At 35.7% G+C, this 14850-nt stretch carries 14 protein-coding genes; 2 read left to right on the forward strand and 12 right to left on the reverse strand.

Translation table 11 applies throughout. From position 1 onward, the window contains the following. Window positions 1-55: 55 nt before the first annotated feature. A complete protein-coding gene (locus LI951_RS09585; protein ID WP_229441981.1) occupies window positions 56-946 on the reverse strand; it encodes an ABC transporter ATP-binding protein in 891 nt (296 codons plus the stop codon). A gap of 195 nt (window positions 947-1141) precedes the next feature. Here LI951_RS09585 and LI951_RS09590 point away from each other — a divergent pair, with 195 nt between their 5' ends. Then, window positions 1142-1840 carry a TIGR00266 family protein gene (locus LI951_RS09590; protein WP_202068425.1) on the forward strand — a complete coding sequence of 233 codons (699 nt, stop codon included), beginning with the start codon at window positions 1142-1144 and terminating at the stop codon, window positions 1838-1840. Window positions 1841-1916: 76 nt separating this feature from the next. Here the strand turns inward: LI951_RS09590 and LI951_RS09595 are convergent, their stop codons facing one another. The 7 genes from LI951_RS09595 to LI951_RS09625 form a co-directional block, all read right to left on the reverse strand. Then, entirely contained in the window at window positions 1917-2879 is a 963-nt protein-coding gene (locus LI951_RS09595) for an LCP family protein (RefSeq protein WP_202068424.1), read from the reverse strand. A gap of 337 nt (window positions 2880-3216) precedes the next feature. Beyond that, window positions 3217-3603 carry a hypothetical protein gene (locus LI951_RS09600; protein ID WP_229441982.1) on the reverse strand — a complete coding sequence of 129 codons (387 nt, stop codon included), beginning with the start codon at window positions 3601-3603 and terminating at the stop codon, window positions 3217-3219. 552 nt (window positions 3604-4155) lie between these two features. Beyond that, entirely contained in the window at window positions 4156-5121 is a 966-nt protein-coding gene (locus LI951_RS09605; protein WP_229441983.1) for a DUF975 family protein, read from the reverse strand. Window positions 5122-5392: 271 nt separating this feature from the next. Continuing rightward, a complete protein-coding gene (locus tag LI951_RS09610) occupies window positions 5393-6100 on the reverse strand; it encodes a hypothetical protein (RefSeq protein ID WP_229441984.1) in 708 nt (235 codons plus the stop codon). A gap of 97 nt (window positions 6101-6197) precedes the next feature. Further along, the gene (locus LI951_RS09615; RefSeq protein ID WP_229441985.1) at window positions 6198-6434 is read right to left on the reverse strand and encodes a hypothetical protein; all 237 of its coding nucleotides are present in this window, start codon (window positions 6432-6434) and stop codon (window positions 6198-6200) included. Between the two features lie 1152 nt (window positions 6435-7586). After that, the gene (locus LI951_RS09620; protein WP_229441986.1) at window positions 7587-7916 is read right to left on the reverse strand and encodes a nucleotide pyrophosphohydrolase; all 330 of its coding nucleotides are present in this window, start codon (window positions 7914-7916) and stop codon (window positions 7587-7589) included. Between the two features lie 212 nt (window positions 7917-8128). After that, window positions 8129-9733: a hypothetical protein gene (locus LI951_RS09625; RefSeq protein WP_229441987.1), complete on the reverse strand. Its 1605-nt coding sequence runs from the start codon at window positions 9731-9733 to the stop codon at window positions 8129-8131. A gap of 730 nt (window positions 9734-10463) precedes the next feature. Here LI951_RS09625 and LI951_RS09630 point away from each other — a divergent pair. Continuing rightward, window positions 10464-10685, forward strand: coding sequence for a restriction endonuclease subunit S (locus LI951_RS09630; RefSeq protein WP_229442067.1), 222 nt, complete (start codon window positions 10464-10466; stop codon window positions 10683-10685). Window positions 10686-11123: 438 nt separating this feature from the next. Here LI951_RS09630 and LI951_RS09635 read toward each other — a convergent pair whose 3' ends face one another. From LI951_RS09635 to LI951_RS09650, 4 genes are all read right to left on the reverse strand, one after another. Continuing rightward, complete coding sequence (locus LI951_RS09635; RefSeq protein ID WP_202068414.1) at window positions 11124-11840, reverse strand: Fic family protein; 717 nt, start codon at window positions 11838-11840, stop codon at window positions 11124-11126. Between the two features lie 342 nt (window positions 11841-12182). Further along, a complete protein-coding gene (locus LI951_RS09640; protein WP_229441988.1) occupies window positions 12183-13673 on the reverse strand; it encodes a hypothetical protein in 1491 nt (496 codons plus the stop codon). Between the two features lie 86 nt (window positions 13674-13759). Further along, window positions 13760-14032 carry a GNAT family N-acetyltransferase gene (locus LI951_RS09645; RefSeq protein ID WP_324254783.1) on the reverse strand — a complete coding sequence of 91 codons (273 nt, stop codon included), beginning with the start codon at window positions 14030-14032 and terminating at the stop codon, window positions 13760-13762. A 9-nt stretch (window positions 14033-14041) separates the two neighbouring features. After that, complete coding sequence (locus tag LI951_RS09650) at window positions 14042-14629, reverse strand: hypothetical protein (protein ID WP_229441990.1); 588 nt, start codon at window positions 14627-14629, stop codon at window positions 14042-14044. Between the last annotated feature and the right edge of the window lie 221 nt (window positions 14630-14850).

Genomic DNA, 14850 nt, shown 5'->3' on the forward strand with positions numbered 1-14850 from the left:
CAGCAATACATTTTTAGAATTTCTTTTCCACTTTATTCATTCAAGTTTTATCAGCTTAAACTGCCTGCATATTTGAAAATAGTGTAAAGTAGATCATTTCCAGTGTCTCTTTTGCCATCCTCTGTTCAAAGATCGTAATATGCTGCTCCTCACAAAACGCCTGAAATGCCAGAAGCTGTTCTGAGTAAAAATAGCCCCTTATTTTATAAGGCGAACAGCTTTGATAAGATACATTGATATTCTCCAGAAAACTACCTGCAAGTTCCTGATTTGACAGAATAAACTCATACTCCATTTCATCAATATCTATTTTTTCCTTAGGGATAAGCTTTCCTTCATGTAAAAACAGGATGTTTTCCGTAATCTTTCCTATCTCCTCCAGATTGTGAGAAGATAAGATTATGGTTATCCCTTTTTTATGGAGCTTACTTAAGATTTCTCTAACCTGCAAAATACTGCCTGGGTCCAAACCGTTCAAGGGTTCATCCATAAGAAGCAGCTTGGGATCATTCATTAAGGCAATTCCCAGAAGCAAGTGCTGTTTCATACCCAAGGAATAATTTTTTACTTTTTTCTCCATATAATCGGTCATGCCAAGTTCTTCTACAAGAGCCGTCATTTCTTCTTTTGTCTTTTTATATTCCCGCCGAATAAATTCCATATGGTCCCAGCCAGTTAAATGCTGGTACAGGATTGTCGGATCCTGAAGATATGACATATCATAAAAAATCCGATAGTCATAATTTGGTCGTCCACAAATTCTCACTTCTCCTTCATCATAATCCTCAATATCCGCAATTAAATTCAACAGGGTTGTTTTTCCGGTACCATTTGGTGCGACAAGCGCAATAATCTCAGGTGTATCAATCACAAAATTGATTTCATCAAGAATTTCCTGCGTTCCATAGCTTTTGGAAAGACCGGTTAATTTTAGTATTTCATTCATTACTTTCACTCCCTACCTCATTTTCTCCCAATATCCTCTTATAGTTTATCTTGAATCTATTGAGTTATTATGAATTTCCTGATTCTAAATTAGAATTTTCTTTGAATTATCTTGGAATAAAGTTATAATTATTTGCACATGTGTTATTAAAAATAGTTAAATTTTAATTAAGGATATTCGAGGAGGAGATTACTGTTGGAATTTAAAATGACAGAAAACACGTTGTTTCCGTTGGTTGAAATTTCTTTAAAAAATGGAGAAATGATTCAATTAGAACGTGGTGCAATGGTTTATCACAATGGGCAAATTAATTTAGAAGGAAAAATGAACAGCAATGGCCAATCAGGTCTGGGCGGAGCAATTCGTGCGTTAGGGCGTTCCATGGCAAGCAGTGAAAGCTTTTTTATTACACAGGCAAAAGGCTTGAGTGATCACGCCATAATCGCTTTGGCTCCGGGAACTCCGGGAGCAATCAAAAAGCTGGATGTTGGTTTGGAACATTGGCGTTTAAATGACGGTGCTTTTCTGGCAGCCGACTCAACAGTTTCGTATCAAATGAAACGTCAAAAAATAAGTACCGCATTCTTCGGTGGCACCGGCGGATTCTTCGTTATGGAAACATCAGGAAAAGGAACACTTTTAATTAATGCATACGGTGACATTGTAGAACTTCAGCTTGACGGCAGCCAACCATTTATTATCGATAACCAGCACGTAGTAGCTTGGTCTGAGTCGCTGGAATACAATATTAAAGCGGCTTCCGGTATGTTCGGCTTCACAACAGGTGAAGGTCTGGTTAATGAATTCCATGGCAGGGGAACTGTTCTTATTCAAACAAGAAATGTTGAAGCTCTGGCTGGAATGCTTTCTCCATTCATTACTTCCGGTAAATAATCGTTTGATGCAAAAAGACCCTTTGACGACTTTCAAAAAGCTCCGTCAAGGGTCTTTTATTTATTTTTACTACTTCCTATTGTCTGCTGTCAGCGATCTGCTGATCAGTGTTTTCAGCAGTCTGAGTACCATTTAAGAATTCTTTTATTGCCTGTGCATTCATGGCTTCATCAATTTCAATCACACTTCCTGAAGAAGTATAATTGTTAAAATTCCAGCTTCCTTCAACAGGCACTGATAAAATTTCCAATGGTTTGACTCTGCCAATCAGAAAATTCTTCGCCAAATCAATAATCAAATCCGTCGGAACATTCGTATCAAGCTTGCCGGCTGCTTTTCCAGCTGCTTTTGGCAGTTTTAGTAAAGGAACCAAATCCTTAGACTGATCCGCTAAAGCAACCATTACCTGCTGCTGGCGACGCACACGACCAAAGTCGCCTTCTTCATCCATTCTAAAACGGGCGTATTGCAGCAATGTCTGACCATCCATCACCTGCTCACCCTGGTATATATCAACACCGTCCAGATTAATATCTTTTTCAGCATCAATAGATACCCCTTTTGGATAAAGCTCATCAATCAACCCGCTAAACTGACTGAAATCAATCACTGCATAATAGTTTATTGGAAGATCAAAGCTTTCATTTATCACTTCTTTTATCACCTTTGCTCCACCATATGCATAAGCTGAGTTAATCTTGTCATAGCCGTATCCCGGAATATTCACATAGCTGTCACGCATTATCGAGATTAGCTTCGGCTGCTTACTGGTAGTGTCGTAGTGCGCAATCATCAACGTATCTGAACGACCACCATCTACGTCGTCATCTACGTCAACATCTCGTGTGTCTGTTCCAATCAGCATGATTGTCAGCTCTTTATCATTCTGTAAATCATCCCCTGTAAAGTCATTATTCTTTGTTGCTTCTGCATTTTCTTTGGCGCTAAAAAAAGTAAGTGCTGCATAGCAGCCTAGTGCATCCAAAATAAAGACAGCCGACAAAAAAATAATGATACTCATTCTAGCTTTTCTTTTCATTGGTTAAACCCTTTCCAGTGTTTTTCAGCCATTGTTCTAAAATAAGTCCTTTTTACTATACGGCTGTACAACTAAGTATATTCGTAAGAAATCCCCAATTATATTTATTATTTCTCTAATTTTTTTCACTTTCTTACTATACCCACATCAAAAAATGAAGTCAATAAAATAATAGTTAAAATTTCATCCGTTTTTCACACGAGAAATATTTAGATAAAATAACAATTATTATTAATTTATATCAATAAAATTTACCATTCATACAAATACAAAAAAAGCCGATCTGAAGAGGATCAGCTCCATAATTGATATTCATTCTTAATACATCCCTGTATTCTTAATGAACCCTTTTTTTCAAAAATCTCACGATAATTCCAAAACTTACAAGAATAAAGAAAAGCAGCAGCCAGCCATACCAGCTTTGAAAAAGCTTTAGGAAGATATAGATCAGCAACAAGATTTTTGACAGAAAAAATAACCCTGAGAAAAGTTTTATCCAGCGAGGCTTTGTCATCAGCAGCACCAGCAAGCCGGAAGCTGAACTGATAAACGGAAGATAAATGATTAGCTTAAAAATGGAAAATCCAACAGACGCTTCTGCCAATGACACAGCAAATACAAGCGGATAAAAAAGCAGCAGATTTATCAGCACCTCACTCACTAAAAAAAGAATGACATTTCCTTGTTTGAATTTATTCTTTAATGCTTTTATATTCAGTTTCATTTATTACACACCTTTCATACATAATTAAATACTATTTGTGCAGAAAGGGAACTATACCGCATCTCCTAAAAACCGAATAAACGATACTCCACTTTATATACCTCTGTGATTAGCCATCTCCTATTTAAGAGTGAATATCTGCACATTTATGAGATCGTCAGTTCGCATACAGCTGTTCTTTTATATAGAATAAAATTTTGACAAATTTATCCCCATCAGAGCTGCGCATACCTTTCCACTTGATGTTCCTGTAACAGTAAGACTGGCAATTCTGATAACTGACTTTTTACTACAGAAAACCCTTGTATCTACACGTCCCACATCACTATAAATACAGCTCATCTATTTAGAAAAGTGTTGGCATGTCTTGTATGACCCTAAAACATGTAACAAGCATTCAGAGAAGCGCAGAAGCAAATTCTTACATAACCATAAGACATGCGACGAGTAGCCGCATCTTTTTCATTCTGCTAATTATACCATCTTTCAAAAAAAAACGATTCTGAGTGGTAAATCAAGCTCTCCCCAGAATCATTTTATTATTTATACTCTTTAGAAATCTGTAAATCCTGCTTCCAGTTCATGACTGAACAAATGGTGTTTTTCGGCAATCAGCTGATCAAAGAACAACGCCTCTGAAACACTGAAGTATGGAATAATATGGAATAATGAAATACCTATACTGAAGAAAGCGGAGAAATACCAAAGAGCGAATGACAGAGTAAACATAAAATATTCCATCTTATATCCCTTCATTAACTCCATACTCAACGCGATAGCTTCCTGTGCCGTCAACTTTTCATCTTTTCGCAGCAGATAATTTGTCATGCTGTAGGAAACTCGTTTCACAATTCCTGGAATATAGAATAACAGCGCCCACAGAAATGTGTAGAGCCATACCAGCAAGTTTGCTTTGACTACACGATTTCGATTTTCATTAAAGAATTTATTAAAGGTCAGCTTTAAACTAAATGGTTCTCCTTCAATATTATCAACAGCTGCCCATTTAATCATTCCCTGATACAAGACCATGACAATCATAATCAATAGCCATACTAGAAAAACAAAGAACCTTCCAATGAAGCCTGATCTGTCCCCATAATTATGATAAGAACGATACATGCTGCTTTCATTTGACAAAGTTGCTGTCGATGTACTCAATGGAACATGGATATTCAGCGGACTTTCTTCATCATCATAATAATAGTCATCTTCATGATATGCATCCCAGCCTTCATCCCAACCATCGTCCCAGCCATCATTATAACCATCATCATAGCCATCCCAATAATCACCGTATGTATTATTATTTGTTCCGCCATCCTGCCACGAACGATAAACATTGCTGTCATCATAATAGGTATGACTGCTGATTGTAGCCGCTGCGATGGAAAAAATCATTATAAAGAAGAAATAAATCCCCAATAAAACAAAAGGAATTACCACAAGCGTGCTCCAATGTCCATAATTCTTATGCAATAATTGTTTGGCTTTCTTTTTTATCTCGCTGCTAATCATTTTATTTCCCCTTTTCTTTTCAACAACCAATTTCTGAGCCCATCCAATATAGGCATTCTATTGTTGGATGGACCTAACTTTACTATATCGAATATCGGAGAAATGCACAACAGAAAAAGCTGATTTTAGTTTTCATAAAGCAGTTAATGAAGTTCATTCATTTTGTATCCAATCCTCTCAAAAAGGGCTGCTTCATAAGCTTATAAGCCTTCCTTAATCAGGACCCAGCATATTTTCTTAATAAAACTACTTGCAAAGTCCTCAGTCATTATTATAATTTATTGATAATCGGAACAGCGTCAGAGTCTTCAATTCTTTGTTTTTTTCTTATATAGTAGCAATACTCCAGCTTTGCCGCCCAAAGCAGTTCTGCCTGAGGAGGAAGAACAAATTGTCTGTCACGCTCATTCCAACAGCTGTCAGCTTGTCTGCAACCTTGCTCTAAGATACTATTTAGCTGATTAACCTTATCAAAGATCGCTGAAGAGCTGTTATGAAAACTTATCAGCTGATCGAGCTTTTGTTTCAACTCTGCCTTAATTCCTCCATAGGTTCCTAAAATCATCATATTTTCACTGATCTGAAAAGCTTTATTTCGTGGATCCATAGAAGAATCAGCCAAAGCTCTCAGCCTCATTTGACTTGTCGTAATTTGCAGCTCCCATAATTTGATTTGTTCTTCCAGCTCAGCTGAGTTCAAGCTGCAATCGTCTATATTTTCCAGATATTCTTCAATAAATCGCACATTCGCCTCTACAATCAGTTCACTTAGCAAAGCCGCTCCTTTGACTAAAGGTAAAAGGACAGCAACAAAATACTTTTGTGTCGAATCATACATCGGCGACTCCCGACTAATTGTTATACTTAAATGCTTAATTGTTTTTTGTAACTGTTCGTAAACCTGTAATTGGCTCCGACACATTTCCCGTATACTTTCAACCTGCAATCTTGCCAGTGTTAAATCCATTTCTATAACCATAGCTCTCTCCTAAAATTTCTGTCGTCCTGGATAACGCACAGCGATACTTTTAACAGATTAATCCTGCACTAATTAAACCGACCAACCAGTATTTATCCTAATACATGTCATTCCAATTCGCTCTCAATTCCAACTCTCTTAAATGAAAAATAGATTTACTTGTAATCAAATGAATCTCTTTTGCTGTTTTTAATGCAATATTGACAGATTCCTGTGCACATTGATTGCCATTTATCGTGGTAACCTCATCCCTATTTATAAAATACTCTCTATCCAGAAGCTCTAATACTGCTAAAGAATTCTCTACGATCAGCTCTGCCTGTTTTTCTCTCATGAACATAATCACTCCAAATTATAAAGAGGAAGCATCCTATATGTATAATTTATTCTTTTGGTTCTATGCTTCTCTTTTAAAAATATTTACCCTTATTCTTCTCTTGCTATATCCAAGCAGCAAAGATATACATAATATAAGAAAATAATAACACTAAAAACTGTATTATCTTATCAAAATTTTACAAAAAGGATAAAAGTCGTGAGAAAAAAGGGCTATTTTGAATATGAAATTACAGATTCCCCTAAAATAACAGGCTGTTCTATTCCATTTAATCAGAAAAATATGGCACAATGATTTGTTCAACATCACTTTAACTATTCGCAGAAACAAGCGATTATCACAATCTTTATTGAAGATCTATATTCACCAAAGTCGACTCTTTTTCAAAAAAAAAGAACTAAAGGAAAATAAAAAAAATAGTTACTTATACTTTATTTCCCTTTCCTCACCATTTTCATTTTTCTCACTTTTTGTCTTGCGTTTTTATTTAGTTCGTTTATACTAATAGGGTAGGATAGAAAGTATAATTTAATAGTAACATTGGCTCTTTTGATTTGGCGCCAACCATTTCATAAGAATGTTGAGACAACCACAATTGCCCGACCTGTTGCCAATAGTATCAGTAATCCGCTGCCTGAATTGTATACCAATTAGCCTGCAGTTCTCCATTACCCTGTGCTTTTTTAGGTGCACCTGTAATAGGGGGGAAGTGTGATTGCTTTTAATAAAACTATTGTAAACGATATTGGGATATTTCCAGTATCGTTTTTTCTTTCTATCCTGCCTTTTTTCAAAAAGAGGTAAAATAAAAAAAGGGCATCTCAAAGATCGGCGCCAACCAATCTTTGAAACCCTGTTTAGACAGCCACAACCCTCTAAACAAGTTTGCCCTAACCAGCACTTAAGCACTGGCTTCTCTATTGTACCGAACTTTACAGAGAATTTCCAGTCAGTATTTCTTTGTTCACTCCAATTTGAGACTAAACTTTCACATTTAGAAGTTTGGCTGGACCGTTTCTTGAGACAACCTTTTCTTTTTACTTCTTCTGAAATCAGGTTGAGTTGCAGTATCAGCAACTCAATAATTGAAAGCACCCTGTACGGATCGACTAACTTTTCAGTAAATCGTCTGTTCAAGGTGCTTTTTGTCTATAATTCTGTACATTTCTCTTTAGTTCCTTTACTTTTCTCCACAGGATATTTTATTGCATTCAGCTTCATCTTGCTTCGGATAATTTCTTTTACATCCAGATTTAAATCAGAAGCCAGCATCAAACTGTAAATCAACACATCTGCCAGCTCTTGTCGGATATTTTCTGTATTTTCCTGAAGCGCCTCACCATCAGTCAACCATTGAAAATTTTCCAATAATTCAGAAGCTTCCAAACTGATTGATATCGCTAAATCCTTTGGATGATGAAACTGACGCCAGTCTCTTTCATCTCTAAAATGATTTATTTCATTGATTAAATCTTCCATGATTCATCCTCTCCTATCATTTATGATTAAAGTTCCAAAAACAATTCTTTATTTATTTTACTCTATTTTTCAAATACTGTCGGTAATTTTCTTTGGCATAAAGAAATAAGAATAGCGGCTGAGGTGGATATTCTCCAAGATTTTATTGCACAGCCGTTCAAAGAGGCAGCACCAAACCTTTAGTTCACTACTGCCTCTTTGTTTAATCTCTCTTAATCTGCTTCAACTTTTACAATACCCATTGTCCTGCCATTTTCGTCAAACACTTCTGTTTCACCGTTCGAATGAACGATCATCACCCGGCGTTCTCCTATCAACAGCTGCTCATCTTCTGACCCTTTGTATAGAAGTGCACCATCAATATTGGTGTAAATAACCTCTGATGTATTATTGTTTTCATTTAGGCGTTCAATTACAAAAATATTTTTGATCTGATTAATACGAATAACTATTCCGTCTTCAATTGGGAAAAGTATCTTCCCCTTTTTATCAAGCAGCCCTTCATCATATTCTTCATTGGCAACAACGGAAAGTCCATTCTTAGTAAAAGGACCGATCTCAATAATCTCTTCTTCTGCGGCCTCCTCCTGTGAAAGAAGCTCTTTCCCCGTTGAAGTGATTAAGGCTGGCGATTCATCATTATAATTTTTTCTGACTGACAGCAGATCCTGGCCCAGATAACTTGGTTTAGATATTTCTTTATTCTTTATGGTTGAGAGAATCGTCAGCTTTTCATCAATCATACCATATGTTTCTTTCCCATCATTTAAAAATACTGCTATCGCTTTCCCATCCGGGTTAAATCCATAAATATTATGAATTTCTTTCTCGCTAAATTTTAAGCTGCTGGCTGCTATTTTACCAGTCTCATCAATAATCACCGCTTCATCTTCCAGTGTTCGAGCGGAAGCATAACCGTTGGAGCTGAAATTGCTTATATAATGAAACAGAAGTTTATTTCCTTCTTCATCTCTGACAATTTTCCCTTCTCGATCAATTATTCCATCCATTCCCTCAACAGTCGAATAGAGAGCAACCGGTGCAGCCCCATATGAATTAATAAAATTTATTCCTTCTTTTTTTACTTCTTCGGGAGATAGGATTAATCCTTCCTCAGAGTGGAAAATACCAAACTCCTCTTTATTTATACGAGCAGCTACTACATTTATATGCTCGTTAAATGTATCAAGCAAAACCACATCATCAAACTTTTTGCCTAACAGTTCGCCTTCTATATTAAAAACCCCCTGCTTTCCATCAGCAAATGAAGCCGTCATAAAATAATTATTCTTACTTGTTAACGTTTCGAGTCCGCTGAGTCTTCCAGGCTCAATGATATTCTTTCCATCTTTACTAATAAGTCCATAGTTTCCAGTTTCCCTATTATAATAAGAGCTGTAATTTGATTCCACAAAAGAGGTTTCATCCATCGAAAATTCTTCTGTCCTTATTCGCCATTCATTTTTTGTATTAAAATAAAATCCTGTGTAGTCCCCTCTGGAACACTTAAACCAGCTGCTGTTTGGAAGACTTTCAATCATTTTTACTCTTTCTGTCTCAGCATCAAGAACGATTTCCCCGTTTTCATCCATCAATCCCATAAAACCATCTGAATGATACACAAGAAATTCATCCTTCAGCTCCTGATCAGATGTCTTTATCTTGGTTTCCATTGCTCCCTGACTATTTCTGCCAGATCGGCTCTCACTCTCTTCATATTTAAAAAGCCAGAGTCCGCTCACCGCAGCCAGTGTTAATCCGGTAATCACTGTCCCGGAAAGAATCAGTTTTTTATGCAGCTTCCATATCTTCCTCATAAGTCACGCATCCTTTTTATAATATCTATACCTTCCGATGTTTGAATCACAGCAGTCCTTGTCTTCCAGATTTATTTCTCTCTCCCATTTCCCCACTTTTCTCAAATTATATTATAACAATATTTCATTAGAAAAATCTCTCGAATTTTCATTTTTTTCTAAACAAATGAGAAACTTTCTTGAAACATAAAAAGCCTGCCGGCGGACTCTTTGAGAAGAGGACCGGGCAGGACTAATATTTTTCTGGAGCAACTATCATTTGTAATAAAAAAACAAGTTATTTGAATAAGGTGTCGTGGAGTTTTTTTAAGATGGATAAATTCCATTTAATATCCTACAGAAAAGAATTAATTACTGAATTCCATTACCGTCTTTATTTCTGGCAATTGATTTTTTCATATGATTTTGTTATTCAGAAAAAAATTTTTCGACGCATGGGAACTGCATGAGTCATCTAGCCTGATGCCATTTTCAAATGGTATTAATGCCCCAAAAGAGAATTATGGTAAAGGTCATAAGATGATATATCCTTGATGATCAGCCTATAAAGTATGAATATATTCGAAATTCTGTTCAAGTTGATGCAAAAATTGAAGTAAAAAATAAAATTGAGTATGGAGCTTTAGTCTTCGTTAGGTCATCTGAAGTTCCAGAAGAAGTAAGATGGGCTAAAGCCTATTTAGAGGAAGAATATGCTTTATATAGTGGATTTTCTATTCGAGGGAAGAAGATAAATGAGTTTAATCCACATTTCGTTGAACTTTCATTAAATTCTATCAACAGAAAACAAATAGAAAAAAAGGCAGGCGGTAGTACCCGTTTTAATGTTAGTCAAACTATTTTGAATAGCTTAGAGCTACTGATGCCGAAAATTGAAGAGCAGAATAAAATTGATAAATTCTTTAAACAACTTGATAATACTGTCGTTCTTCATCAGTATGAGTATTTATAGCATGATTGTATCATGAGTAAGTAATTTCTAACAACTTCCTTTTGTGTTTAATTGATCGAATTTGGAATCTATTATTTCATTTTAAAATATTGCCAAACAGGGTACTAATCGTTTATTTATGATAATTAAAAGTATCAATTTCCCCTTGTAATAGATAACATAAATTGATACCAAATAGAATATCTTTTAAAAACTATTATTTCAAAAAAACAACTGGCACATTACCAGTTGTTTTGGGTTATAGGATAGTTATATTGGACTGCTTAGTGACTAGTCAGCTTTTTTCTGTTCAGCATCTTTTTCACTCTTCATTCCTGTACTCTTCTTTTCTGAAAGTAAGTTTGTTTACTCTCTTAATCACTCAATAGCCTCAATAATACAATCTTACCTTACTTATTTGTTTAGACATCTTATGAAGCAGCTATTTATTCACCTACATCAATTAAATCGTTCAATCAATTCCCTGTAATAGTCCTGTTCATTTAATAACGTATCTATCAAATATCCTTGATTTGTTTCATACTCTTGCAGCCCTCTTATATAATAAGCTCGATTTTCATCCCGAACAACCAGTGGTATTCCATCTATCCTTAAAAGTTCTTTATACAATAATAAACGCCCTATTCGACCATTTCCATCAGAAAAAGGATGAATTTTTTCAAAATCATAATGAAATTTGGCTATTGATTTTCCTTCATCTTTGATATCTTTGTACTTTTTAAAATAAGTCGTCATTTCTTTCTCAACATCTTCTACTGAGGTCGTTTGAGCAGCATTTAAGCTTCCTATTTGATTATTAAATCTCTTATACTCGCCAGTGCTGAATAATTCACTGCCTTCCTGGCTGGTATTCTGCTTTAACAGTCTATGTAAATGCTTAACAAAATCATGAGTTAATGATTCGTTTACATGTACTAAAATATAATCAAACGCTTTAAAATGATTTAATGTTTCCAAAATATCATCTGTTTTTATTGGTTTACTGCCATCAGGGAAAAAAGTTCCACTATCAAAAATTTGTTTGGTTTGTGACTCTGAAAGCTGACTTCCTTCCATATGATTGGAATTATAGGCAAATAAAATCTGTGTCCAATAATACAGACCCCCAGAAAAATTTCCACCTTTTTCCTGTGTCAATCGTGCTCTTAAGTTCACTTTTGCCGCCTCCTAAAATTCCTCTATTTCTTATTTAGTACTACATTCTGCTTTTCAAAGTATACTTTTCTTTTTTGATTGGTTAACTAATACTTTTTTTCTTCCATAATAAATTATCAAAGGTCACATATTAACCCATACCTCTCAGCTTTCACTATTCGATTATCAAAATTTTTTCCATTATCACTTAGTAAAATTCTCAAAATCACTCGAAAGAAACCTTTCCACTATTATAATAGCACTCATTCTATTTTAGCATGAAAATAAAAGAACTGAATGATACAGTTTTCTTTGCTGAATCTCTGCCATCTCAGTTCTTTCTCTCACGTTTTATACTTGCTCTCACCCCAAAAAACGCTCTACCTTCAATTCTTCAAAATCTTCTCCAAGTCTCTTCAACTGCTCTTCCTCATTTTCTGTGAACTGCACAAAAAATCTTCGGTTCCACTCCTGATGCCAGAGATTGATCCGAATAATGATCTCTCTTCGGACATCGTCATTCAGACTTTGCGGATATAAGGTAAATAAATCGATCAAATACTCTTTACGTGTATCTCCTGTCATCACTTTAATCACACTAATTTGATGTTTTTCCAGATCGGTTTGATTAAATATAACAAACAGTTTTTCTTTCACTGTCGGAGTAAAATGTGAAACGAGTAATTCTACTGCTTTTTTGTGAACATATCTGGAAATATCCATAATTCCCAGATACAGCAACGGCAGCTGCTCTTCTTCTGACAGACAAACTGACCAGTTTATTACAGCTGACCGCAGCTTTTTCCTGGCATCATGTATCAACGGTACCAGCAACTCCTTATCACTTCGGTTCTGAAGCATGCTCAATCCTTGGACGGCTATAACAGGTTCCTTTGAAAGCTTCTCCAAATAGAAGCTGCGAATATTGATATCTGGAAAATATTTGCTTATGTAATCTTTCGCCAGATAGCGTATACTGGTAACGGAATCCATCAATTTTGGAAGCATTGCTTCTTCCCACTCAAGATGATTATAGCACCATTCACATGCTAGCTTTCTGATGATTGTTTGCGGATGTTCCATTAGTTCCCTGACCCGAATCTCTGCATCAACGGTTTGCTTCATCAATTCTCGGAAGGTCCTGCCCAGTGTTAATTTATCCTTTTTCAGAAGCCCATTTTCCATGCTCTTTTCTTTAAGTACTCCATCAGATAAATAGCTCAGCTCGAAAGCATAACGATAAATGAATGGATCTTCGCTTTGCTGCGCACTCAACAATACTTCCGGCTTTTCAAGAAGCAATTGATTTAGATATTTTTTTATTGCTTCATTTTCCATCTGCTTTAGTCCGGACAGTCGCTGAATGAATGGTAAGCTGAAAATCAACTCTTCATCAGTTGTCTGCTCAGCTGTTTGCAGGATCATCGCCTTCGCCATGCTTCGAATTTCCGGAATATGATCGTTTAGAGAAAGCAGACAAACAATCATTTTTCTTCTTACAGGCTGCATATACAATTTGCTTAGAGCAAATTCTCTAATATAGCCATTTGGATGACCAGCCAGCCAACACCAAACTTCCGGAGGCATATCGCCAACTTTGTTAAGTTTTCTTTCATTCAAATCACTCCAATTCCAATCCTGCGACTTTTTTGAATAAAAGTACTGAAACTTTCGTAATTCTTTATGGGTTATTAAAAATTCTCTAGGAGTTAAACATTCGATATAGTCTTGAAAAATCCCCACATACTTTTCTTTATGTGCCAAGTCTAAAAACAGTTTATTGTAATAATATTTAATTTCCCCTGCACTCGAGGTTGTTCTCATCTGTTGACCGAATTCTTTAAAAATCGTCATCCTTTTCCTCATTTCCATACAACACTTTTTATTTTCTATAAGTAAAATAACGCAATTTCATAGTCTTATTCTGCCATTGTTCTTACCTATTCAGCTTTTCTGGAATAATATTCCGTCAATTTATGATTCCCAGAACAGCAATCAAAGTACACCGTTTTTCCACACGCTTTTCCCTGTTCCTTTGCACAACGGAACAGATGATCAATAGACTGCTTCCCCTGATAAAGAGGATGAATCACTATTTTTTCCAGATAAAAGACTGCCTCAGAAAGTTCAAGACTCTCCATATCTTCGCACTCAGTCAAAACCATGCCACCAATAATTTCATGGTCAGATACTAATAAAAATTCCTGACATATTCTTCTCCCTTACCAGATAATGATTTTTTCATCCACAATTAGTTTACCGGTCTCAGTATCTGTTGCTTTAATCACGATTACAGCAGGAATAAAACTTCTCCCTTTATACTCTGGCTGGCAGTTAAAAGAAATCTTTTTCCCGTCTCTTAGAAGACCTTCTAAAAGAGTATCAAATGAATCCTTGATCTTAGCTATACCAACCGGAACAAAGACGGTATTTTCAATACCTGTGCTGCCTCCAAAGCGTTCATCAATCAGGTACAGCGATTCTAAATTTCCCGCTCTTGCCTCTTCTAACGCTTTATCCATAGATGTAATAGATGAAAAATCTGGTTTATTTAAATAATCTTCACCTAACACTTTATTCTGTTCTTTCTGCATTGCTTTCTGATCTATTATATTCTTCAATGCCTGTACCAGTTTTGTCATCTCTATTTTTGGAAGATTCGGAAAGTTCTCAGCGAAATTATGTAAAGCAGCTGCTTCGATTTCACGCTTCACTGCGGGTATCTTTTTATCCACTGCCTTTTGTTGCCCAGTTGAAGGTTTTAAACTAACCTCTTCTTCTCTGCCAAATAGCTTCTTAAAAAAGTTCACTTCTTTTCCTCCGTTCATTGTTTAATTTACTGAGAGAATTCCTCTTTTTACAAGTCTTCTTTTTCTAATTTTATCACAGACACTCAGAAGTTCGTTCGATTTTTTTCCAAGCAAGAAAGCTGTTGATATAAATCCCACGGCTCTTGGCAGTCCGGACATTAATCTACTCTATTGCTGTTAAATAAGAACAGTCTAGTAAAAGAAAATTCTCCTATCAAGAA

Source organism: Enterococcus sp. BWT-B8, assembly GCF_020567625.1.
Taxonomy (GTDB): domain Bacteria; phylum Bacillota; class Bacilli; order Lactobacillales; family Enterococcaceae; genus Enterococcus_L.

Bases quoted from the DNA above. Each gene is read 5' to 3' on its own strand.
- LI951_RS09595 (WP_202068424.1), bottom strand. From the start codon at position 2,879: ATGAAAAGAAAAGCTAGAATGAGTATCATTATTTTTTTGTCGGCTGTC.
- LI951_RS09585 (WP_229441981.1), bottom strand. From the start codon at position 946: ATGAATGAAATACTAAAATTAACCGGTCTTTCCAAAAGCTATGGAACG.
- LI951_RS09600 (WP_229441982.1), bottom strand. From the start codon at position 3,603: ATGAAACTGAATATAAAAGCATTAAAGAATAAATTCAAACAAGGAAAT.
- LI951_RS09615 (WP_229441985.1), bottom strand. From the start codon at position 6,434: ATGAGAGAAAAACAGGCAGAGCTGATCGTAGAGAATTCTTTAGCAGTA.
- LI951_RS09620 (WP_229441986.1), bottom strand. From the start codon at position 7,916: ATGGAAGATTTAATCAATGAAATAAATCATTTTAGAGATGAAAGAGAC.
- LI951_RS09640 (WP_229441988.1), bottom strand. From the start codon at position 13,673: ATGACGATTTTTAAAGAATTCGGTCAACAGATGAGAACAACCTCGAGT.
- LI951_RS09605 (WP_229441983.1), bottom strand. From the start codon at position 5,121: ATGATTAGCAGCGAGATAAAAAAGAAAGCCAAACAATTATTGCATAAG.
- LI951_RS09610 (WP_229441984.1), bottom strand. From the start codon at position 6,100: ATGGTTATAGAAATGGATTTAACACTGGCAAGATTGCAGGTTGAAAGT.
- LI951_RS09625 (WP_229441987.1), bottom strand. From the start codon at position 9,733: ATGAGGAAGATATGGAAGCTGCATAAAAAACTGATTCTTTCCGGGACA.